This window comes from Diplocloster agilis, from assembly GCF_019042275.1.
GTDB lineage: Bacteria > Bacillota > Clostridia > Lachnospirales > Lachnospiraceae > Diplocloster > Diplocloster agilis.
Map to the genome: position 1 here is coordinate 42887 of NZ_JAHQCW010000020.1, position 24041 is coordinate 66927.

General features: G+C 52.8%; 19 protein-coding genes. 17 read left to right on the forward strand and 2 right to left on the reverse strand.

From position 1 onward, the window contains the following. Window positions 1–360: 360 nt before the first annotated feature. From KTH89_RS12730 to mfd, 5 genes are all read left to right on the forward strand, one after another. Window positions 361–1632, forward strand: a complete 1272-nt coding sequence (locus tag KTH89_RS12730) for a glucose-1-phosphate adenylyltransferase (RefSeq protein WP_158346094.1) — start codon at window positions 361–363, stop codon at window positions 1630–1632. Continuing rightward, a complete protein-coding gene (glgD, locus tag KTH89_RS12735) occupies window positions 1632–2750 on the forward strand; it encodes a glucose-1-phosphate adenylyltransferase subunit GlgD (protein WP_158346096.1) in 1119 nt (372 codons plus the stop codon). The genes KTH89_RS12730 and glgD overlap by 1 nt, the downstream gene beginning before the upstream one ends. A 62-nt stretch (window positions 2751–2812) precedes the next feature. Continuing rightward, window positions 2813–3097, forward strand: coding sequence for a septation regulator SpoVG (gene spoVG / locus KTH89_RS12740; RefSeq protein WP_158346098.1), 285 nt, complete (start codon window positions 2813–2815; stop codon window positions 3095–3097). A 199-nt stretch (window positions 3098–3296) separates the two neighbouring features. Beyond that, window positions 3297–3869: an aminoacyl-tRNA hydrolase gene (gene pth, locus KTH89_RS12745; RefSeq protein ID WP_158346128.1), complete on the forward strand. Its 573-nt coding sequence runs from the start codon at window positions 3297–3299 to the stop codon at window positions 3867–3869. An 11-nt stretch (window positions 3870–3880) separates the two neighbouring features. After that, window positions 3881–7393 (forward strand): transcription-repair coupling factor, encoded by a 3513-nt coding sequence (gene mfd, locus KTH89_RS12750; RefSeq protein WP_238721973.1) that lies wholly within the window; start codon window positions 3881–3883, stop codon window positions 7391–7393. Here the strand turns inward: mfd and KTH89_RS12755 are convergent. Continuing rightward, complete coding sequence (locus tag KTH89_RS12755) at window positions 7374–9410, reverse strand: sensor histidine kinase (RefSeq protein WP_238721974.1); 2037 nt, start codon at window positions 9408–9410, stop codon at window positions 7374–7376. The two genes, mfd and KTH89_RS12755, sit on opposite strands and share 20 nt — an antisense overlap. A 37-nt stretch (window positions 9411–9447) precedes the next feature. Between KTH89_RS12755 and KTH89_RS12760 the strand changes: the two genes are divergently transcribed. Then, entirely contained in the window at window positions 9448–11322 is a 1875-nt protein-coding gene (locus tag KTH89_RS12760) for a hypothetical protein (RefSeq protein ID WP_238721975.1), read from the forward strand. Here KTH89_RS12760 and KTH89_RS12765 read toward each other — a convergent pair. Further along, window positions 11317–12015 (reverse strand): response regulator transcription factor, encoded by a 699-nt coding sequence (locus KTH89_RS12765; protein ID WP_158346106.1) that lies wholly within the window; start codon window positions 12013–12015, stop codon window positions 11317–11319. The two genes, KTH89_RS12760 and KTH89_RS12765, sit on opposite strands and share 6 nt — an antisense overlap. Window positions 12016–12400: 385 nt before the next feature. Between KTH89_RS12765 and KTH89_RS12770 the strand changes: the two genes are divergently transcribed. From KTH89_RS12770 to KTH89_RS12820, 11 genes are all read left to right on the forward strand, one after another. After that, window positions 12401–13432 (forward strand): peptidylprolyl isomerase, encoded by a 1032-nt coding sequence (locus KTH89_RS12770; protein ID WP_158346108.1) that lies wholly within the window; start codon window positions 12401–12403, stop codon window positions 13430–13432. 593 nt (window positions 13433–14025) lie between these two features. Further along, entirely contained in the window at window positions 14026–14925 is a 900-nt protein-coding gene (locus tag KTH89_RS12775) for a DUF6017 domain-containing protein (RefSeq protein WP_330361515.1), read from the forward strand. Between the two features lie 17 nt (window positions 14926–14942). Then, complete coding sequence (locus KTH89_RS12780; protein ID WP_002566676.1) at window positions 14943–15155, forward strand: DUF5348 domain-containing protein; 213 nt, start codon at window positions 14943–14945, stop codon at window positions 15153–15155. Window positions 15156–15198: 43 nt separating this feature from the next. Continuing rightward, the gene (locus tag KTH89_RS12785; RefSeq protein WP_002566675.1) at window positions 15199–15675 is read left to right on the forward strand and encodes a PcfB family protein; all 477 of its coding nucleotides are present in this window, start codon (window positions 15199–15201) and stop codon (window positions 15673–15675) included. Next, window positions 15672–17477, forward strand: coding sequence for a VirD4-like conjugal transfer protein, CD1115 family (locus tag KTH89_RS12790; RefSeq protein WP_002566674.1), 1806 nt, complete (start codon window positions 15672–15674; stop codon window positions 17475–17477). The genes KTH89_RS12785 and KTH89_RS12790 overlap by 4 nt, the downstream gene beginning before the upstream one ends. A 64-nt stretch (window positions 17478–17541) precedes the next feature. Next, window positions 17542–17757 (forward strand): Maff2 family mobile element protein, encoded by a 216-nt coding sequence (locus tag KTH89_RS12795; RefSeq protein WP_002566673.1) that lies wholly within the window; start codon window positions 17542–17544, stop codon window positions 17755–17757. Between the two features lie 75 nt (window positions 17758–17832). Continuing rightward, a complete protein-coding gene (locus tag KTH89_RS12800) occupies window positions 17833–18696 on the forward strand; it encodes a VirB6/TrbL-like conjugal transfer protein, CD1112 family (protein ID WP_002566672.1) in 864 nt (287 codons plus the stop codon). A gap of 33 nt (window positions 18697–18729) precedes the next feature. Then, window positions 18730–19296, forward strand: a complete 567-nt coding sequence (locus KTH89_RS12805; RefSeq protein ID WP_080548698.1) for an MT-A70 family methyltransferase — start codon at window positions 18730–18732, stop codon at window positions 19294–19296. 6 nt (window positions 19297–19302) lie between these two features. After that, window positions 19303–19752, forward strand: coding sequence for a PrgI family protein (locus KTH89_RS12810; RefSeq protein ID WP_007036732.1), 450 nt, complete (start codon window positions 19303–19305; stop codon window positions 19750–19752). Beyond that, the gene (locus tag KTH89_RS12815; protein WP_038282497.1) at window positions 19655–22060 is read left to right on the forward strand and encodes a VirB4-like conjugal transfer ATPase, CD1110 family; all 2406 of its coding nucleotides are present in this window, start codon (window positions 19655–19657) and stop codon (window positions 22058–22060) included. The genes KTH89_RS12810 and KTH89_RS12815 overlap by 98 nt, the downstream gene beginning before the upstream one ends. Window positions 22061–22091: 31 nt before the next feature. Next, window positions 22092–24038: a C40 family peptidase gene (locus KTH89_RS12820; protein WP_238721976.1), complete on the forward strand. Its 1947-nt coding sequence runs from the start codon at window positions 22092–22094 to the stop codon at window positions 24036–24038. Window positions 24039–24041: the final 3 nt, after the last annotated feature.

A 24041-nucleotide genomic window follows, 5' to 3' on the forward strand; every position in this document is an offset into this window, starting at 1 on the left:
ACAAAGTCCTATGGCCATTATATCTCATAAGTATATAAAAATACAAATAAATTTAAAAAGAGGGGGACAAGCAGTTCGCACCGCACGATAATGTATACCCCAGGGGCATCCCATTAACACATGCCCTACGGGCTGGCGTGCAGTTATCACTGCACGATAATGTATAAAAATCTGACAAAATTTTACAAAATTTGTGCAAAATGATGTCAAAAAAATTATGGAGTCATTTATTATATGCAAAAATATCGACTGTTGTGTTAAAAAGCAATGAAAATATTATATGTTTTTTGTAAATTTTGTTCACGGTTTATTAATTTTATGATATAATGTATAAAATAAATTACAGCGAGGAGTGATTGCATGATAAAAAAAGAAATGATTGCGATGCTGCTGGCCGGGGGACAGGGGAGCCGTCTGGGAGTTCTAACTCAGAAAGTGGCCAAGCCGGCAGTAGCTTTCGGAGGAAAATATAGAATCATTGATTTTCCACTAAGCAACTGTATCAATTCCGGAATTGATACAGTTGGCGTCCTGACCCAGTACCAGCCGCTGCGTTTGAATACGCACATCGGCATCGGCATTCCCTGGGATCTGGACCGGAATATTGGTGGAGTGACCGTTCTTCCTCCTTATGAGAGGAGTACAAGCAGCGAATGGTATACCGGTACCGCCAATGCGATCTATCAGAATCTGGATTACATGGAGACTTATAATCCGGAGTATGTGCTGATTCTTTCCGGTGATCACATTTACAAGATGGACTACGAGGTGATGTTGGACTTCCATAAGGAAAACAATGCGGACATTACGATCGCGGCCATGCCGGTTCCGATGGAAGAAGCCAGCCGTTTCGGCATCGTCATAACCGATGAGAACAGCAAGATCCAGGAATTCGAGGAAAAGCCGGAGAAACCCAGAAGTAATCTGGCCAGCATGGGTATCTACATATTCAGCTGGAAGATTTTGAAAAATGCGCTGCTGGCCATGTCCGACCAGCCGAGCTGTGATTTTGGCAAGCATATCATTCCTTACTGCCATGAGAACGGCAACCGTCTGTTTGCCTATGAATATAATGGTTACTGGAAGGATGTGGGAACGCTTGGGTCCTATTGGGAAGCCAATATGGAACTGATCGACATTATTCCGGAATTTAACCTGTACGAAGAATTTTGGAAGATTTATACAAAGAGCGATGTGATCCCTCCGCAGTATGTGTCGGCGGATGCCAGGATCGAGCGCAGCATTATCGGCAACGGCGCGGATATCTATGGAGAGGTGATTAATTCCGTCATAAGTCCGGGTGTAATCATCGGAAAGGGCAGCGTCGTCAGGGATTCCATTATTATGAAGAATACCAGGATCGGCGAGAATGTGGTGATTGACAAGGCGATCATCGCTGAAAATGTGGAAATCGATCACGATGTCCAGCTGGGTATCGGTGAGGATGTGCCGAATAAGACGGAACCCAGAATCTATTCGTTCGGTCTTGTGACCATCGGAGAAAATTCTTATATTCCTTCCGGCGTGAAGGTTGGAAAGAATACCGCAATCGCGGGAATCACCAAACCGGACGACTATCCGGATGGTGTGCTGGAAAGCGGCGAGACGTTGACAAAGGCAGGTGATATGTGATGAGGGCTATAGGTATTATATTAGCAGGTGGAAATAACAACCGGATGAGGGAACTGTCCAAAAAAAGGGCGATCGCAGCCATGCCCGTGGCAGGAAGCTTCCGAAGCATCGATTTTGCGCTGAGCAACATGTCCAATTCCCATATCCAGAAAGTGGCTGTGCTGACCCAGTATAACGCCAAATCTTTGAACGAGCATTTAAGTTCTTCCAAGTGGTGGGATTTCGGAAGAAAGCAGGGAGGGCTGTTCGTATTTACCCCTACCATCACAGCGGACAACAGCTGGTGGTACCGGGGGACCGCGGACGCTATCTATCAGAATCTGGATTTCCTGAAGAAGAGCCATGAACCCTATGTGGTGATCGCATCCGGGGACGGCATCTATAAGCTTGACTACAACGAGGTGCTGGAATACCATATCGCCAAGAAAGCCGATATTACGGTGGTATGCAAGGAAGTACCCAGCTATGAGGACACCACCCGGTTTGGCGTAGTGAAGATGAACGAAGATTACCGGATCGAGGAGTTTGAGGAGAAACCCATGGTTTCCCAGTCCAACACGATTTCCACCGGAGTCTATGTGATCCGCAGACGCCAGCTGATCGAGCTGATCGAGAAATGCGCCCAGGAAGACCGGCATGACTTTGTCAAAGATATTCTGATCCGGTATAAGAACCTGAAGCGGATCTACGGATTCAAGATCAAGGAATACTGGAGCAACATATCCACGGTGGAGGCTTATTACAAGACCAATATGGATTTCCTGAAACCGGAAGTGAGAGATTATTTCTTCCACCAGTATCCGGATATCTATTCCAGAGTGGAGGATCTGCCGCCGGCGAAATACAACGCGGGAGCCAATGTGCGTAACAGCCTGGTATCCAGCGGATCGATCATCAACGGGACCGTGGAGAATTCCGTTCTGTTTAAGAAAGTATTCGTCGGAAATAACTGTGTGGTAAAGAACTCGATCATATTGAATGACGTCTATCTTGGAGATAACACCCACATTGAAAACTGCATTGTAGAGAGCCGGGACACCATCCGGGCGAATTCCTATTACTGCGGGGAAGACGGGGTCAAGGTAGTTGTGGAAAAGAATGAAAGATATGTAATTTGATAGGGGTATAAATAAGCTAACTTATACACAAAAGAGAAGACGTAGGAAAGGGGCAAACGTATATGGAAATTACGGATGTAAGGGTAAGAAAAGTAGCGAAGGAAGGCAAAATGAAAGCGGTTGTATCTATCACAATCGATGAGGAATTTGTGGTACATGACATTAAAGTAATCGAAGGTGATAAAGGGCTGTTTATCGCGATGCCCAGCAGGAAGTCCGCGGACGGCGAGTACCGGGATATCGCCCATCCGATCAATTCCCAGACAAGAGAGCGGATCCAGCAGATGATTCTTGAGAAATACGAAGATGCGCTTTTGAACGCACCCGACGAACCGGCAGAGCTATAGGGGGAGAACAAGCTTTGAGCTCTCGCAGGTGAGCCGCGTGAAATAACATACAGATTATGAAAGGCGGATGCCCTTTTGGGGTGTCCGCCTTTTTGGGGCTTTCCGGAAAAACCACGTGACAAATGCGGTCCGGTTGGGTAGAATAAGGGTTAGGATTTCGGCAAAGCTTAGAGAAGATAAGGAAGAGGAAGTGTGTGAGATGTATGTGATCGTAGGTTTGGGTAATCCTACTTTAAAATATGCAAAGACCAGACATAACGTGGGATTTGACGCGGTGGATCTGCTGGGGAAGATGAACCATATTGCCGTCAATAAGAGGAAGTTTAAGGGACTGACCGGCCAGGGCAAGATCTGCGGGGAGCAGGTGGTGCTGGTGAAGCCCCAGACCTTTATGAATTTAAGCGGAGAATGTGTCCGGGAGGTTATGGATTTTTATAAGGTGAAGCCGGAGAGCGGGCTTGTGGTGCTTTATGATGATATTTATATACAGCCGGGAGAACTGCGAATCAGGCAGAAAGGAAGTGCGGGCGGGCATAATGGAATGAAGAATATCATTGCCCATCTGAAAACCCAGGACTTTGTGAGAATCCGGATCGGGGTCGGGGAAAAGCCGGAAGGCATGGATTTGGCAGATTATGTATTGCAGAGGTTCCCAAAGGCCGAGCGGGCGGAGGTGGACGACGCGCTGCTGCGCTCGGCAAAAGCGGTTGAGGAAATTCTTTCGAATAATGTGGAAGCAGCCATGAATAAATATAACCAGAGGAAAAGTTAGAGGTGTAGGTCGTGCAGACTTTTTTGGATCCTTTCCTTCAATTGAAGGAGTTTGAGGACATTAAATATCAACTGAAGAAGAACCGGGGAATTCTGCAGATTTCGGGCTGTATCGATTCTCAGAAGGAACATCTGATCTATGGATTATCCCGGGAGTTTGCGAACCGGGTGATTATCACCTACAGTGATCAGAAGGCGAAGGAAATCTACGAGGATTACCGGTTCTTTGACCGGAATGTCCTGCTGTATCCTGCCCGGGACCTGATGTTCTATCAGGCGGATATTCACAGCAATCTGCTGGTCAAACAGCGGATGGAAGTGATTCAGGCGCTGCTGACCCGGCCGGATGTGACCGTAGTTACGACGGTGGACGCCTGTATGGAACATGTGCTGCCGCTAAACGCGTTTAAGGAGCAGGTGATTCGTATTCAGGATACGGGGCAGCTGGATCTGGATGAATTGAAGGCGCGGCTGGTCAGTCTGGGTTATGAGCGGACGGCGCAGGTGGAAGGCAGCGGGCAGTTCGCTGTCCGGGGAGGTATCATTGATATTTTTCCGCTGACGGAGGAAAATCCGCTGAGAATCGAGCTGTGGGATGAAGAAGTGGATTCGATCCGCAGCTTTGACGTGGAAAGCCAGCGGTCCATCGAGAATCTGTCCGAGGTGCTGATATATCCGGCTACCGAATTGATTTTGACGGAGGACCGAAAAGCCGCAGGACTTAAGGCGATCGAAAAGGACAGCAAAAACTATGAAGCAGCGCTTCGCAAGCAGATGAAGACCGAGGAAGCGCACCGCATCCATACGGCGCTTGAGACCCTCCGGGAAGAGCTGGACAATGTAAATGGAAATACGGGTGTGGACAGCTATATCCGGTATTTTTATGATGATACGGTCTGCTTTCTGGATTATTTCGAAGACCCGAAGACGCTGTTTTGTCTGGATGAGCCGGCCCGGTTAACGGAGAAGGGCGGCGCGGTGGAGTTTGAATTCCAGGAGAGCATGATGACCCGTCTGGAAAAAGGGTATGTGCTGCCGGGACAGGTCAATGTGCTGCTTCGTTTTGAAGAGTTTCTGGCGAAAGTTCACGGGCGGAACAGCGTGGCTTTGTGTATGCTGGATCAAAAAGTGGAGCAGTTTAAGTTCAGCCGGAAATATTATTTTGAAGTCAAGTCGGTCAATCCTTACAATAACAGCTTCGAGCTGCTGATCAAGGACCTGAAGCAGTGGAAGAAGAACGGCTGCCGGGTATGCCTGATGGCCGCGTCCAGAACCAGAGCCAGACGGCTGGCGGAGGATTTCCGGGAGTATGAGATCAACAGCTTTTATACGGAAGATCTGGACCGTCCCATCGCGCCGGGCGAAGTGATGGTGGTCTATGGACAGGTGCACCGGGGGTATGAGTATCCGCTGATCAAGTTTGTGGTGATCTCGGAGACCGACATATTCGGAAAAGAGAAACGGAAAAAGAAAAAGCATACGACCTATGAAGGGCAGAAGATCCAGAGCTTTTCGGATCTGAGCGTCGGGGATTATGTCGTACATGAGAATCACGGTCTGGGTATCTACCGGGGAATCGAGAAGGTAGAAGTGGACCGGGTGGAAAAGGATTATATCAAGATCGAGTATGCGTCTGGGGGGAACCTGTACATCCTGGCCACGCAGCTGGATCTGATCCAGAAATATGCCGGAGCCGACGCGAAGAAGCCGAAACTGAACAAGCTGGGTACCCAGGAGTGGAGCAAAACCAAAACCCGGGTGCGGGGGGCGGTACGGGAGATCGCGAGGGATCTGGTGGAGCTCTACGCGGCCCGTCAGGAAAAGGAAGGCTACTGCTACGGGCAGGATACGGTCTGGCAGAAGGAATTCGAGGAAATGTTCCCATTTGAGGAGACGGAGGACCAGCTTCTGGCCATCGAGGCGACCAAGCGGGATATGGAAAGCAAAAAGATCATGGACCGTCTGATCTGTGGGGACGTGGGCTACGGGAAGACGGAGATCGCTTTAAGGGCCGCGTTTAAAGCGGTACAGGAAGGAAAACAGGTGGTCTATCTGGTGCCCACCACGATTCTGGCACAGCAGCACTATGCTACGTTTACCCAGCGGATGAAGGACTTTCCGGTCCGGGTGGATCTCATGTCCCGGTTTCGGACGCCAGCCCAGCAGAAGAATACGATTCAGGATCTGAAAAAGGGATTTGTGGACATCGTGATCGGCACCCACCGGGTATTATCCGCGGATCTGGCATTTAAAGATCTGGGGCTGCTGATCGTGGATGAAGAGCAGCGCTTCGGCGTGGCTCATAAGGAAAAGATCAAGAAACTGAAGGAAAATATCGACGTGCTGACCCTGACCGCAACGCCGATCCCCCGGACGCTTCATATGAGCCTGATCGGGATACGCGATATGAGCGTGCTGGAAGAGCCGCCGATGGACCGGATTCCGATCCAGACCTATGTGATGGAATATAACGAGGAGATGGTCCGGGAGGCGATCAACCGGGAGCTGGCCAGAGGCGGCCAGGTGTATTATGTATATAATCGGGTGAATACCATCGACGAGGTTACAAACCAGGTGGCAGGCCTGGTGCCGGAGGCCAATGTGGCTTTTGCCCATGGACAGATGAAGGAGCACGAACTGGAACGGATCATGTTTGATTTTATCAATGGGGAGATCGACGTTTTAGTGTCTACCACGATCATCGAAACCGGCCTGGATATTCCCAATGTGAACACCATGATCATTCACGACGCCGACAACATGGGGCTCTCCCAGCTCTATCAGCTGCGCGGCCGGGTGGGGCGTTCCAACCGGACCGCCTATGCTTTCCTGATGTACCGGCGCAACAAGATGCTAAAAGAAGTGGCGGAGAAGCGTCTCCACGCCATCCGTGAGTTTACGGAGCTGGGAAGCGGGTTCAAGATCGCCATGCGGGACTTGGAGATCCGGGGCGCCGGCAACCTGCTGGGCGCGGAGCAGCACGGACACATGGAAGCGGTGGGCTATGATCTGTACTGTAAGATGCTCAATGAGGCGGTGAAACAGGTAAAAGGCACGCAGCCGGAGGAGAGCTATGACACGGCCATCGATCTGGATGTGGACGCCTTCATTCCTCCGACCTATATCCGAAGTGAATTCCAGAAGCTGGATATCTATAAACGGATCGCCGGAGTCGAGAACAGCGAGGAATGCGAGGACATCCTGGAAGAACTGATCGACCGGTTCGGCGAGCCGCCGAAATCCGTGCAGAACCTGCTGGAGATCGCCAGGCTGAAAGCCCTGGCCCGCAGTGTCTATGTGATAGATATCGCCCAGCGGGGAGACGAGATCCGCTTTACGATGTACGAGAAGGCCCATGTGGACCCGGCCAGAATACCGGCGCTCCTGGAAAAAGAAAAGCAGTCCTTAAAGTTTACGGTGGAGACGAATCCCTACTTTACCTACCGCAGGGTAAATTCCAGAAACGAGGATGTCTTTACGATTGTAAAAAATATACTGAATGAGATTAAGGCCCTGTTGATTTAAAATCAATGGGGTCTGTTTTTTCCCGGACCAGCGGCAGACAGATGTGAAAGCAGGTTCCGGCGCCAGGTTCCGACTCCACGGTGATGGCGCCGGCATGTTCCTGAATGATCGTTTTTACAAGATACAGGCCAAGGCCTGTTCCGCCTCCGGATTCCCGGTGGGTGAAGAAACGGTCGAAGATTCTGGGCAGGTCCTCGGGGGTAATACCCTGACCGGTGTCTGCGACGGTGAGAACCGCGGTTTCACCGGTGATTTTAAGAGCCAGGGTGATGGTTCCATCCATGGGGGTAAAAGACAGAGCGTTGTATACCAGATTCTGGAGAACCTGAAGGAGCCGCTGCTCATCGCCGCAGATCCGGCAGGGCGCGTCCGGAAGTTTCAGGAGAAAATTGACCCCGGAAGTTTCCAGATCCGGCAGATTCATCTCGTGAAAATCCCGGAGCAGGACGGACAGATCCAATTCATGCATATTGTGGGGGCTGACGTCCTGAATGGCAAAGGTGTGGATCCATTCCAGACGGTCCTGCATTTCGTCCGCTTTGCGGTGTAAGAATTGGAGATAGCCGCGGGTTTCCTGATCCAGGCCCACTCCGCCGTCTTCGATCAGTTGGATAAATGTTTTTAACGAGGTCATCGGAGTCTTCAGATCGTGGGCCGCGCCGGCCAGAAACTGACGGCGTTCCTCCAGAACCGCCGATAGACTTTTCGTTTTCTCCGCCACCTCTTCCTGCAGGTGATAGGTAAGCTGGATATTTTCCCGCATCAGTGCGAACATGCGAAGGGACATGATAATGGCAAAAAAGATGACCAGCAGGAAGGTGCCGTATTCGTCCTGCCAGCACGTCCGGGCCGGTTCAAACCGGTTCAGGGTAATCACATGGGCGGCCAGGCTGATACTGTATATCCCGATTCCGCAGAGGAGAAAAGTAGCGTGGGCGAGATGCTTTAATCCGCCGTACAGGGCGAGGCCGGTCAAAAGCAGGGCAGTCAGTAATTTGTACCAGAAGATGATCTGTCCGTACACCGGTGTGAAGGCGGGGAAAAACGGCAGGATGAACAGCGGGATCAGAATGCCAACCAGCACCATGCGCAGGGAAATACGCCAAAGGAAATCAAAGGGCTTTCTGCCGTCCAAACCGCACAGGATGAGAGTGATTTTGACCGCGCAGCAGATGACCAGCAAGGAGGCGGCGTCCTCCAGGGCGTAAAGCGTGCGGATGGGCAGATCCCCGGCCATCCGCACAAAGGGATAACTTACCCGGATGGAAAACGCGGTGGACAGTATTCCAAACCAAAGGTAGAGCCGGTCCTGTTTCCATTTCCTGGAACCGAACCATATAGAGATGGAAAATAAGGCAAGCGCCAGGGAGGAAAAGCAGAGGAATCCGTAGAACAAAAAGCGGAAACCGGATTGGGTATGTACGGCCTGGGGGGTGCCCAGCAAGGGCGGATAGGTTATACCACTATAATAATGGGTGTCATTGCGTACCTGAATCACCACTTCCGCTGAGGGATTCAGAGGAACCGAAAAGGACAGATCCCGGATCTGTGGATCATAAGGCGTGATGCTGCCCAAGGATGCCGCGACAGCGCCGTTTACATAGACCAGGCAGGAGCTGTAGACCTCCTGCAGCAGCACGTTATAAAGGGCGGGGCCGTTCCCGGAACGAAGCCTTAACCGGTAGGTAGCCTGTCCATAAGGAGATCCGTCCGAATGGAAAGAAGAAAAATTCAGGCGCTGTCCGATAAAGGTGGGGACCGGCTGTATATCGGTATCCGCTATTTCATCCGGGGAAAGCAGGACGTCCGGGTACAATTCCCATCCATCCGCCAGATATACAGGCCGGTCAGCGTCCAGGGAAACCGTATCCGGTATTACAATTCCTTCTTGTGACACAGGGGCGCGTGCGGTATACTTATTATCATAGTGATATAAAAACAGGAAGAAAGCTGCGGCTGCCAGGCAGGCAAGCAGAAACAGAACCGTATTTTTAAATTTTGGTTTTATAGGAAACAATGGTTTTACCTCACTCTGGAAAAAAGGAATGTCGCGGATGCACACGATAAAAGCTATTTTATTTTCGATAACAGGAGTTATATTATGTATTTTAACATGCGGCCGTGCATTTGCCAACGAGCCGGAAATGAATGAGCAGTCTGCGGGTATGTCTGTAGAAGCGGGCGTTAAAGCGCTGTGTAACGAACCCTGCCTGTCTGAGTCAGGCGAACCGGCGGATACGGCGTCTGACTTCGGGGCGTTTGCGGCCTGGATGAAAAGCCACGCCAGGACCGGCGGGAAGTTAAAGCTCACCGGCGATCTTGTGGTGGAGGGAAACTGGATGTTTACAGGCTGGTACTCTGATCCGCTGCCAATCTGCGAGATCGATGCAGGGGATCATACGATCTACGTGGGGGAGGGGCAGAGCCTGACGCTTAATCCTTATGTGTCGGTCAGCGGCTTGGGCGGCGGGAACGGTATTTTCCATGTGGAAAAAGGCGGACGCCTGGAACTGTTCAGTATAGCGGTTAACGCTGCTGACGGCTATGCGGTTTATCAGGAGGAAGGCTCTGTATTTACTTACGGTTCTATGCATATGCCGGGAACGCCGGATTTTTCCTGGGAGGGCGGGATACATTTTGCGGAAAAGCCTGTGGTATCCTCTCAGGGGACCATAAAGGCTCCGGAAAACATCCCGGTGGTTGTCGTGCAAAAAGGAGAGCAGCCTGATTACGGCCTGCTTCCCACTATAGACCCGGTAACATGGAATTATCAGGGTAAGGAGGAAAAGCGGGATATTCCGGTGCTGTGGGATACAAAGACACAGGAGGAGGCGCTTGCGTGCGGCGAACGCTGTGTCCTGACCGGGAGCCACGGGAGTGAAGTGGTGACGTTTGAAGCTCCGGTTTGTATCGTCGCGTTTCAGCAGGAAGGCTGTCCGGTGTTTTTAAATGGCTGGGTGAGCAGGAGCTTAAGAGGCAAGATTCTGAATGTCAACCTGAATTTTAACCTGCATGATCCGGACTCCGGGTATCGTCTGGAATATTCCTACGACGGCCGTGAATGGGAAGAAATAGCCGATGCGGATATTCATCAGGATCTAACGCATGTGAATTTTTTCTGGGAACCGGATATGGAATTGGAAACCTTATATTTTTCTTTGACGGAACAGACGGAAGCGGGAACGAAATATTCGGATATCGCTGTTCTGGACAAAAGCAGTTCCCTGTTAAAAGGCGATGCTCTGGGGGGCCGCGGTGGGGAAACGCTTCCGGGAGATCCCGATGATGCGACGCTTCCGCCGGCCGGCACGATTGAGCCGTCGCCAGATCCTACAGCACCGCCTGGTCCGGCGGTGACGGGGCCATCCCCGGAGATACAGGCGCCCGTGACGCCGCCGGCCAGCTCAGTACCGCCGGTTAGTGCGGTGCCGCCGGCCAGCCCAGCGCCGCCGGTTAGTGCGGTGCCGCCGGTCAGCCCAGCGCCGCCGGTTAGTGCGGTACCACCGGTCAGCTCAACACCGGATGCTTCGGCAGAACCCAACCCCACGGCGGCTCCGGAGCAGCCGGATGCGGATGCCAGTCCGTCCATACGGAAAAAGAAAGGGGAAGGAAAGGTAGGAGCCGCAGCCTGGCCGTCGGACAAGGAGGAGCCGGAAGGAACGGATGACGGCGGCGCCGTATTGGACGCGGCGGATGAAACTACCTTGCGTTCGGCTGAGCCTGAGGATAAACGCAGTCCGGAGGAGAGCGCCCAGACTTCTGAAAAACCGGATCAGCATGAAGGCGGCAGGGAGGATGAAACCAGCGGGACTGTTAAGCGGGCCGTTCAGGTGGCGGCCGGCAGTATAGCGGTACTTGCAATTCTATGGGGAATTCCTGCCTTCATCCGAAAAAGATGGAGGAAGCTTTTCCACAAGCGTTCGTCATAAAGTTGTATGGTCTGAGGGGGATTCCACGAAGCGGTAGCCTTTCCGAGGTATCGTTTCTATATATACCTGTGAATCACACAGAGCGTTCAACTTTTGACGGACGCAGGCGATGACGACCTGCAGATTATGCCTGCTTCCCACGATAGGAGTTTTCCATACCAGGTCATAAAGCTGTTCGTAGGAATATACCTGTCCTGGATGCCGTGCGAGAAAAGCCAGCACGTCAAATTGAAGAGTCGTGAAGTCGCCATTTTTATCCTTGTACGAGACCAGGCGTCTTCCGGTGTCGATCTTCAGATCTCCGAACTGGAGTGTCTCGCCCCGGAATAAGCTGTCGGCATCCCGGATACGGGCCTGGATGCGTAATTCCAGTTCTTTTATATTGAAAGGTTTGCACATATAATCATCGCCGCCCACCATAAAGCTCTTTATGCGGGCTTCGTCCTCCGTGAGGCCGGAAAGGAAGATTACCGGTACGCGGGAGACCTCTCTTAAACGCTTGCAGAAGCTGAAGCCGTCTAAATCCGGCATGGCGATGTCCAGAATAATGCAGCTGAGAGCGGCGGAGGAGATCATATCCAGCGCCTGTCTGGCGCTGCGGATGCAGAAGACCTGATAGCCCAGTTTTGTAAAATAAGCCTTGCTGGATTCCAGGATATCTATATCATCATCGATAAATAGTAAAGCGGGCATGTTGTGTGAACCTCCAATAATATCTTTATATGTATTATGCTATTATAGCATCTCAAGAGGGAAATCCGATAAAGTATCCTGATAAAAGTGAAAAAATATGTCAATCAACCGTCAATTTATGAAAATATATGGATGCAGAAGTTGTTAATGCATTAGAGAGAATTATAAACTATGCGGAAGGATCACGAAAGACGGACTTGCTGGTGTTGAAAAAACTGATAATTGAGATAAAATCGTTGCTAAATTGAGAAAAACGGGCTATAATTAAAAACGGCTGTATGGATTTTCGCGTTATTCATAACGCAGTATAAACCAGGCAGTCTCCCTGTTTCCTGCGAGGGTACGGCGGAAGAAGAGAAATCAATAGGTACTAGGAGGATATATTATGAAATCTGGAAACAAAAGACTGGTTACGGTGATCTGCGCATTCTGCGTTCTGGCGCTTGCTTTGACCGGCTGCTCTGCGGGTGTGAAAGCGGACGCGACGGTAGCGACATTAAACGGACAGGAAATCAAACTGGGGGTTGCTAATTTTTATCTGAAATACCAGCAGGCCCAGATGGAGACCTATTATAAACAGTATATCGGTGAAGATATGTGGAATCAGTCTACCGGTGAAGAAGGAAAAACTTATGCATCTTCCACTAAGGAAGGCGCGATGGAAACGATCGAGACGATGTATCTGCTCCGGGAACATATGGGTGACTATAATGTTTCGTTAAGCGATGAGGAGACGAAAAAGATCGGTGACGCCGCTGCCGCTTTCCTGGAAGCCAATGACAAAAAGACGTTGAAAACCATGAGCGCGACCCAGGAAACGGTGGAAGAGTTCATGCAGTTATATACGATTCAGAAAAAGATGTATGATCCCATGACCGCTGATGTGGATACGAATGTCAGTGACGAGGAAGCCGCACAGAAGAAGATCAGCTATGTATTCTTCAATAAGACTAAGACCCAGGACGCGGAAGGCAATTCCGTTGACACTACGGATGAGCAGAAAGCGGAGATCAAAAAGCAGGCGGAGGAAGTTCTGGCCCAGGCCAAGGAATCCGGCGACTTTGATGCGGCCGCACAAACGGCGGAGAAGACGGTCAATACCGGTACTTATGGCTCCGACGACACGCTCTATGATACTCTGATAAAAGAAGCGGCAGATCAGCTAGACGAAGGCCAGTTCGCGGATCTGATCGAGACGGACACCGGATATTATCTGGTTCGCCTGGACAGCAAGTTCGATCAGGAAGCAACGGATACGAAAAAAGAATCCATCGTCAGCCAGAGAAAATCGGAAGCATACAGCGCTAAGATTCAGGAGTGGAAAGATGCAGCTGATTTCCAGGTGGACGACAAGGTTTGGGGAAAGATCAATTTCGACCAGCCGCTGGAAGTAAAGATGGAGAATGCGCAGCAGTAATTGCTTATCTCCGGCAATGATATCAGGATATATCATATCATCAATTATGAAAACCTCTGGACAGGAAGAGATCAGATTCCGGTTCAGAGGTTTTTTAGTTCTTCTTTTAAAAACTCTGATTATTTCAAAAAAGCCCGGAAATACGGGCAAATCACGGGATAAGGACACCGAATTTACTACCCATTTACTACATTCGGAGGGAGCCTTGACACGCTGTCCTTTCCCATGAAGCCCACTATCCCAAACAGCGCACATCGAAAAATCGAATACGACACCGCAGACGGCGGCGTTCTCTTTTCCCTTTGGGGAGATCAGGACGCCGCTTTTTTGCGCCCAAATAGAGGAAGGAGCGACCGCCTATGTACTTTACGTCCGGCAGCGACCGGGCCTTTGAACAGCTCATGCAGACAAGGCCAGGCGCAGATCATTTTGACAGCGGCGAGGCCGGAGCGCCGGAGGACTGCGGCACTTGCCGATTTTACCGCCCACACTGGAAGTATCAGTTTTGCATCTACGCAGAATGTCCTTACCAGCCGGGCAAGCTCACCGTCTTTGACACGGTGAAATTTCAAGTGAAAGGAGTGTGCGACAAGATGGCAGTTTTTCGAGTGGAGAAAAACCGAGGATACACGGTGATGTCCAACCACCACCTGCGGAATAAGGACTTGTCCCTGAAAGCCAAGGGCCTGTTATCGCAAATGCTCTCTCTGCCGGAGGGCTGGGACTACACGCTAAAGGGCCTGTCTTTGATAAATCGGGAAAGCATCGACGCCATACGGACGGCGGTGTGGGAGCTGGAACGGGCCGGATATATCACCCGACAGCAGAACCGGGACGGCAAGGGAAAGATGGCAGATATGCTCTATACCATCTACGAGCAGCCGCAGACCGAAGCATCGGTGTTGGAACAGCCGATATTGGAAAACCCGGTGTTGGAAAATCCAACATCGGATAACCCGACACCGGAAAATCCAACGCAAATAAATAAAGATAGATCAAGTAAAGAGAAATCAAATACAGATGGACGAATTACCGATTCCATTCCTATCCTTTCCCCTCCCTCTCCTTTGGAGAAAGCAGCGGCTGCGCCGCCGGAACGGAAAGGAACGGGAGCGAAGTCACAGAGCGCCGTAGCGGTTTATCGGGAAATCATCAAGGATAACATCGAGTATGAACACCTTTGCCAGCACACCAAGGGGATTGACCGGGAACTGCTGGACGAGATCGTGGACTTGCTGGTGGAAACCGTATGCAGCGCCCGAACGACCATCCGCATTGCCGGGGACGATTACCCCGCTGAGCTGGTGAAATCCAAGTTGATGAAGCTGAACAGCTCCCACATGGAGTTTGTCTTTGACTGTATCAGCAAAAACACCACGGAAATCCGAAATATCAAGAAATACCTGCTGGCGGTTCTGTTCAACGCCCCAAGCACCATCAACGGCTATTACACGGCACTGGTGGCCCACGATATGAACACCGGCAAAATCTGAAAAAGGAGGACAGCCCTATGAAACAGGGAACTTTGATTTTTGACGAGCAGGCAGACCGCTATGACATCCGTTTTGACCTAGCGGACTACTACGGCGGCCTGCACTGCGGAGAAACCTTCGATGTACTGGTAGGCGGCAGATGGAGGCCCACCCGCATAGAAATGGCTGAAAACTGGTATCTGGTGGGTATCCGCACCGACGACCTCTCCGGCCTGCGGGTGCGGATCTAAGCCGTGCCGCCTGCCTGCTTTGACTTCCAAGGAGGGATAGCAGTTGCAGGAAGAAATCGAACAGAAAACCATCGCGTTAGCGGTTAAGACGGGCAAGCTCACCGGCCAGGTATTGCAGGCGGCCATGAAGAAATTTCTGGCCGCCCGGCAGAAAGGGACAGGAAAGGCACATCACGGAAAACAGAGCTTGCGGCAGCTCAAAAAGGACGGTTCCGCCCTGTCCAACATTGAAATCACCGATGCCAACATCGGCCTGTTTCGGCCCTGCGCCAAGAAATACGGAATTGATTTCACCCTGCGGAAAGACCGCACCACCCATCCGCCCCGGTATATCGTGATTTTCAAATCCAAGCAGGCGGACAATCTGGAACAGGCGTTTAAGGAGTTTACGGCCAAGAAGCTCAAACAGCAGGAACGCCCCTCCATCCGAAAGGCCCTGTCGGCTATGAAGCAAAAGACGGCGGCCAGAAACCGCCAGCAGGCCAAGGAGAAAATCAAGGAAAGGGGGCTGTCTCTATGAGGCCGGAAGTGAAAAAGCTGATAATCGCAAACCTGCCCTATCTGCTGTTCGTTTACCTGTTTGGCAAGCTGGGACAGACCTACCGGCTGGCGGCTGGGGCGGATGTCTCAGAAAAGCTGCTGCACCTTGCGGACGGCTTTTCCCTTGCCTTTGAAAACGCCGCCCCCAGCTTCCACCTGTTCGATCTGGCGGTGGGTGTGGCCGGTGCGGTGGCATTGCGTCTGATGGTGTACTGCAAGAGCAAGAACGCCAAGAAATACCGCCGAGGCGTAGAATACGGCAGTGCCCGGTGGGGCGGCCCCAAAGATATAGCCCCGTACATCGACCCGGTGTTTGATAACAACATTCTCCTGACCCAGACGGAACGCCTCACCATGAACAACCGCCCCAAAGACCCCAAGACCGCCCGGAACAAAAACGTGCTGGTCATCGGCGGTTCCGGCAGCGGCAAGACGCGATTTTTTGTGAAGCCGAACCTGATGCAGTGCGTGTCCAAGGACTATCCGGCCTCTTTCATTATCACCGATCCCAAAGGGGGCCTGATCGGGGAGGTGGGCCAGCTCCTTGTGCGAAGCGGCTACCGGGTCAAAGTGCTGAATACCATCAACTTTTCCAAGAGCATGCGGTACAACCCATTCCGCTACATTCATTCGGAAAAAGACATCTTAAAGCTGGTCAACACCCTGATCTGCAACACCAAGGGGGAGGGCGAAAAAAGCGCCGAGGATTTTTGGATCAAGTCGGAACGTCTGTTGTATTCGGCTCTCATTGGCTACATCTGGTACGAAGCGCCGGACGATGAAATGAATTTCACGACGCTGCTTGAAATGATCAATGCGTCGGAGGCCCGCGAGGACGACCCGGAATTTCAATCCCCGGTGGATGCCATGTTTGAACGGCTGGAAGAAAAAGACCCGGAACACTTTGCGGTGCGCCAGTACAAAAAATTCCTTCTGTCGGCAGGCAAAACCCGCAGTTCCATTTTGATTAGCTGCGGAGCCAGATTAGCGCCATTTGACATCCGGGAAGTGCGGGAGCTGATGGAGGACGACGAGCTGGAGCTTGACACCATCGGGGATGAAAAAACGGCCCTGTTCCTCATTATGAGCGACACGGACACGACGTTTAACTTCATTCTTACCATGGTGCAGAGCCAGCTTATCAACCTTTTGTGCGACCGGGCCGATGACAAATACGGCGGGCGGCTGCCCGTCCATGTGCGGATGATTCTGGACGAGTTTGCCAACATCGGTCAGATTCCCAACTTTGACAAGCTGATCGCCACCATCCGAAGCCGGGAAATCTCGGCTTCTATCATTTTGCAGAGCCAGTCACAGTTAAAGGCCATCTACAAGGATGCAGCGGAAATCATTTCCGACAACTGCGACTGTACGCTTTTCCTGAGTGGAAGAGGTAAAAACGCCAAGGAAATCGCTGACGTGCTGGGCAAGGAAACGATTGACAGCTACAACCAAAGCGAAAACCGGGGCGCGCAGACCTCCCACGGACTGAACTACCAAAAACTCGGAAAGGAGCTGATGAGCCAGGACGAAATTGCAACCATGGACGGAGGCAAGTGTATTTTGCAGGTGCGCGGGGTGAGGCCGTTTTTCAGTGAGAAATACGACATTACCCGCCACCCCCGCTATCAATACCTCTCGGATGCCGACAAACAGAACACCTTTGATGTGGACAGGTACTTGTCGTCCCTGCGCCGGAAAAAACGGCGCGTGGTATCGGAGGATGAAACCTTTGACCTTTACGACATTGACCTGTCGGACGAAGATTTAGCCGCACAGTGAAGCGGCTTTTTTCCTGTAATCAATCAAATTTGGTCGCCGGAAACCGGCAGAAAGTGAGGCATATATGGAATTTTTCAATAGTGCAGTGGATACGTTACAGACCATCGTTGTGGGCCTGGGCGGGGCGCTCTGTGTATGGGGCGGCGTCAATCTGTTGGAGGGATACGGGGCCGACAACCCCGCCAGCAAGAGCCAGGGGATCAAGCAGCTTGTCGCGGGCGGAGGCGTGGCCCTCATTGGCATGACCCTTGTTCCGCTGCTGTCCGGGCTGCTGGGATAATCGTTTGGTCCATCTGCAAGCAATACGCCGCGCCCTCCTGCTGCTGGGAGGGCGCGGGAAAGGAGGGATACACACATGATTGATGATTTAATCGGGGAATGGATCAAAGGCATCCTGATTGACGGGATCAAGGGAAACCTGTCCGGCCTTTTCAGTACCGTGAATACCAAGGTCGGGGAAATCGCATCGGATGTGGGCAGCACTCCGCAGGACTGGAACGGCGGCATTTTTTCCATGCTGCAAACCCTGTCCGAAACGGTCATTGTCCCCATTGCGGCGGCGATTCTCGCCCTGGTGATGTGCTATGAGCTGATTGAAATGATTGTGGAAAAGAACAACATGCACGACTTTGATACGTCCCTGTTCTTCCGCTGGATGTTTAAGAGCGCATTTGCCATCCTCATTGTGACGAACACATGGAATATCGTCATGGGCGTCTTTGACGCCACCCAGGCCGTCGTGAACCAAAGCGCCGGGGTCATCATCGGGGAAACCAGCATTGACTTTGATACCCTGATTCCGGATCTGGAAACCCGGCTGGAAGCCATGGACATCGGCCCTCTGTTGGGCCTGTGGTTTCAGACCCTGGTTGTTGGGCTGACGATGCACGCGTTATCCATCTGCATTTTCCTTGTCACCTACGGGAGAATGATTGAAATATACGCCGTGACTGCGCTGGGGCCGATTCCCCTTGCTACGCTGGGAAACTCGGAGTGGCGCGGCATGGGCCAGAACTACTTAAAATCCCTGCTGGCACTGGGCTTCCAAGCCTTTTTAATCATGGTGGTGGTGGGGATTTACGCGGTGCTGATTCAGGACATCGGCACGATGGAGGATATTTCCGGCGCGATCTGGGGCTGTATGGGCTATACGGTGCTGCTATGCTATGGCTTGTTCAAAACCGGCAGCTTGTCCAAAGCCGTATTCACAGCCCATTGACGCGACACTATTTGCACAGGAGGAAACAGGCTTATCGAGAAATCACAGAAGAAAACCTATCACATTATTTACGCTGACCCGCCGTGGAGATATGACCAGAAAACGGTACAGGGAGCAGCGGAAAACCACTATCCCACCATGGGAATCGACGCGCTGTGCGCTCTGCCGGTGGAAACCCTGGCCGCCAAGGACTGCCTGATGTTTTTGTGGGCCACGTTCCCTATGCTGCCGGAAGCCCTGCGGCTGATCCAGGCATGGGGCTTCACCTTCAAGACCGTGGCCTTTGTATGGCTGAAACGGAACAAGAAAAGCCCCACCTGGTTTTACGGGCTGGGGCACTGGACAAGGGGCAATGCGGAAATCTGCCTGCTTGCCAAGCGGGGACACCCCAAACGCTATTCCCGCAGCGTCCATCAGTTTATCATTTCCCCCATTGAGGAACACAGCAAGAAACCCGACATCACCCGCGAGAAAATCATCGAGCTTGCGGGTGACCTGCCCCGCGCAGAACTGTTTGCCAGACAGAAAACCCCTGGCTGGGATGTTTGGGGCAACGAAGTGGACAGCGATTTTTCCCTGTCCGCACCAGAAACGAGGTGATTTTATTTGGCTTATGTCACTGTCCCCAAGGATTTTACCAAGGTGAAATCCAAGGTGGTATTCGGGCTGACGAAACGCCAGCTCATTTGTTTTGGCGGTGCGCTGCTGGTCGGTGTCCCGCTTTTTTTGTTGATCCGGGGCCGCATCCCCACCAGTGCGGCGGCGCTCCTTATGGTGTTTGCCATGCTTCCGGGCTTTCTGCTGGCGCTGTATGAGCGCCACGGCCAGCCCCTGGAAGTGGTGGTACACCAAATCCTGGAGTGTTGCTTTTTTCAGCCCAAGGAACGGCCCTACCAGACCAACAACGCTTACACCGCCCTTGTGCGGCAATTCCAGATGGAACAGGAGGTAAATGCCATTGTTCAAAAAGCAAAGAAACGAAACGAGCGCAAAAGCGCCGGTCAGGCTCACCCGTGCCGAGCAAAAAGAAATTCAGGCCGTCATCCGCAGGTATAAGGGCGACGGAAAGCCCCACTCCGCCCAGGAGAGTATCCCCTACGAGGCCATGTATCCAGATGGGGTTTGCCGTCTGACGCCCCGCAGGTTTTCCAAGTGCATCGAGTTTTCAGACATCAGCTATCAGCTTGCCCAGGCGGACACCAAGGCGGCCATCTTTGAAAGCCTGTGCGACCTTTACAACTATCTGGATGCCTCCATCCACATCCAGTTTTCCTTTCTCAACCACAAGATCGACCCCAGGCAGTACGCCAAGAGCCTTGAAATCCGGGCGCAGGGCGATGCCTTTGACGACATCCGCACGGAGTATTCCGCCATCCTAAAAGACCAGCTCGTCAGCGGGAACAACGGACTGGTAAAGCGGAAGTTTCTCACCTACACCATTGAGGCTGACAGCCTGAAACTGGCCCGTGCCAGACTGCACCGCATTGAAACCGACCTGTTGGGCTATTTCAAGAGCATGGGGGCCGTGGCGTGGGGGCTGGACGCAACGGCCCGGCTGGAAGTCATGCACCGCATGTTCCACCCGGACGGGGAGCCGTTTTCCTTCGATTGGAAGTGGCTGGCTTCCTCCGGCCTCTCCACCAAGGATTTTATCGCCCCGTCGTCGTTCCGTTTCGGGAACGCCCGGATGTTCGGGCTGGGAGGCAAGTACGGGGCTGTCAGCTTCTTAAACATCCTGTCCCCGGAGCTGTCGGATGAAATGCTGGCCGACTTTCTCAATACGGAAAACGGCATTGTGGTGAACCTCCATGTGCAGGCCATCGACCAGAGCAAGGCCATCAAGACGGTGAAGCGCAAGATTACCGACCTGGACGCCATGAAGATTCAGGAGCAAAAGAGGGCTGTCCGCAGCGGCTACGATATGGACATCCTTCCCAGCGACCTTGCCACCTACGGGCAGGACGCCAAGGAGCTGCTAAAGACCCTGCAAAGCCGGAATGAACGGATGTTTCAGCTCACCTTTCTTGTCCTCAATACCGCCGACACCCGGCAGGCGCTGGAAAACGATGTGTTTTGGGCCGCAGGCGTGGCACAGAAATACAACTGTTCCCTTGTACGGCTGGACTACCAGCAGGAGCAGGGCCTTATGAGCAGCCTCCCATTAGGGGCCAGCCACATCCAGATTGAGCGTTCTCTGACCACTTCCAGCGTGGCCGTGTTCGTCCCCTTTGTAACGCAGGAGCTGTTTCAGGATGGAGAGGCCATGTATTACGGCGTCAATGCCAAGACCGGCAACATGATTATGCTTGACCGGAAGCGGGCGCGCTGTCCCAACGGTTTAAAGCTGGGTACGCCAGGAAGCGGCAAGTCCATGAGCTGCAAATCCGAAATTTTGAGTGTGTTCCTCTGTACGCCGGATGACGTGTATGTATGTGACCCGGAGGCCGAGTATTATCCCCTTGTAAAACGGCTGCATGGACAGGTGGTGAAGCTGTCGCCCACCAGCAAATCCTATGTGAACCCGCTGGACATCAACTTAAATTACAGCGAGGATGAAAGCCCGCTGGCCCTAAAATCCGACTTTGTTTTGTCGTTTTGTGAACTGGTGATGGGCGGCAAGAACAGGCTGGACGCCATCGAAAAGACGGTCATTGACCGGGCGGTGCAGGTGATCTACCGGCCCTATCTGGCAGACCCACGCCCGGAGAACATGCCCATCCTCTCCGACCTGCACAAAGCCTTGTTAGACCAGCACATCCCGGAGGCCGACCGGGTGGCCCAGGCCCTTGACCTGTATGTGAACGGCAGCTTAAACGTGTTTAACCACCGCACCAATGTGGACATTGAAAGCCGCATTGTGGCCTTTGACATCAAGGAGCTGGGCAAGCAGCTAAAGAAAATCGGGATGCTGATCGTCCAAGACCAAATTTGGGGCCGGGTGACGCAAAATCGCAGCCAGGGCAAGGCCACCTGGTTCTTTTGTGATGAATTTCATCTGCTGTTGCGGGAGGAACAGACAGCGGCCTTTTCCTGCGAGATTTGGAAGCGTTTTCGTAAGTGGGGCGGCATCCCCACAGGTGCCACGCAGAACGTCAAGGATCTGCTTTTATCGCCGGAGATTGAAAATATTTTGGAAAATTCGGACTTCATCTGCCTGCTCAACCAGGCGTCCGGCGACCGGCACATCCTTGCGGAGCGATTGAACCTATCCCCCCAGCAATTACGGTATGTGGAAAATTCCGAACCCGGCGAGGGGCTTTTGATTTACGAGAATGTAGTTTTGCCCTTTAAGAATCCTATCCCAAAGCACACCCAGCTTTACCAGATCATGACCACCCGCTTAGGCGAGAGGGCCACGGTATGAGGTGCGGGGCCGCAAAAGGAGGTGGCGCACCATGAAGCCCTTAAAACCCCGTGATAAGGTGACGCAGCGCATGACCCGCGCTGGGCTTACACTGGACAACCAGACCACCGGCGAGAGCATGAACATTTCCAGCCGGGAGGCCGAACCGGAATACACGGCCAAGCCGGATGGTACAGCGGAAAAGGCGCTGGAACGGGCTGTGGACATCCGCGACCGGCATAAGGCAAAGCAGGCGGCCCGGCATGGAGAGCGTATGGCAAAGGAAGCCAGCGGCCCGGCCTCCCGACTGCAATTTACCGCCGAGGAACGGGCCTCCCCGGAACTGGCCCCGTATATCAAACAGGCGGAGAAACGGGCCGACCGGCTGGATACAGCAAAAAGCGCCCTCCCGAACAGGCGCGTGATTACCAAGGAAACCGTCTACAACGAAGCCAAGGGAAAGGCCAGAAGCAAACTTCACTTTGAGAAAGTGGAGAAACATCCGCCAAAGCTCAAACCCAATCCGGCCAGCCGCCCGGTGCAGGAGGCGGGGCTATACCTCCACGGAAAAATCCATGAGGTGGAGCAGGAAAATGTGGGTGTGGAGAGCGGCCATAAGGCGGAAGAACTGGCCGAGCGCCAAGCGGGCAAGGCCCTGAGAAACGCCAGACGGCGGAATAAGCTGAAACCCTACCGGGCCGCAGCCAAGGCGGAACGAAAATCCATGGCCGCCAATGCCGAGTTTGTGTATCAAAAATCCCTGCGGGACAACCCGGAACTGGCGCAGGCGGTCACGAATCCCATTTCCCGCCTCTGGCAGAAACAGCACATCAAACGGGAATACGCCAAGGCCGCACGGGCGGCGGGCCGGGGCGCGGCAGGCAGTGCCAAGACCACCGCATCAGCCGCCAGGAAAGCCGCAGAGAAAGGTAAACAGGCCGCGTCCCTTGTGGCCCGTCACTGGAAAGGGGCGCTGCTGATTGGCGGCGTGGGCCTCATGCTCCTGTTTCTGATGGGGGGCCTGCAATCCTGCACCGCCATGTTTGGCAGTGCCGGGACGGGACTTGCGGCCACCTCCTATCTCTCGGAGGACAGCGATATGCTGGGAGCCGAGGCTGCCTACGCCGGGATGGAAGCTGATTTACAGTACGAATTGGACCACTACGAAACCCTGCATCCCGGCTACGACGAGTACCGTTTTGAGCTGGACGAGATCGGCCATGACCCCTATGTACTGACCTCTATCCTCTCCGCGCTGCATAACGGCGTGTTCACCTTGGAGGAAGTACAGGGCGACCTTGCCATGCTCTTTGAGCAGCAATATATCCTGACCCAGACGGTTGAGACGGAAATCCGCTACCGCACCGAAACGAGTACGGACAGCGAGGGGAACGAGTACGAGGAAGAAGTTCCCTACACCTATTACATCTGCAACGTGACGCTGGAAAACAGGGATTTATCCCACCTGCCCGTCTCCCTCATGGACGAGGAAGCATTAAGCCTGTACGCCGCCTATATACAGACGCTGGGCAACCGGCCAGACCTCTTTCCAAGCGGCAGCTATCCCAATGCCTCCACCATTAAAGAGCCGACCTACTATGAAATCCCACCGGAGGCGCTAAAGGATGAAGCCTTTGCGGCCATGATCGCGGAGGCGGAAAAGTATGTTGGCTTTCCCTATGTCTGGGGCGGCAGCTCCCCCAGCACCAGCTTTGATTGTTCCGGCTTTATTAGCTGGGTGGTCAATCATTCCGGCTGGAATGTGGGACGGCAGACGGCGCAGGGGCTTTACAGTCTCTGCACCCCCGTTTCACCGGAACAGGCAAGGCCCGGCGACCTGGTATTTTTCGTCGGCACCTACGACACCGCCGGGATGTCCCATGTGGGGCTGTATGTGGGCAATTCGGTGATGCTGCACTGCGGCGATCCAATCAGTTACACGAACCTAAATTCAAGCTACTGGCAACAGCATTTTTATTGTTACGGGCGTTTACCTTAAACG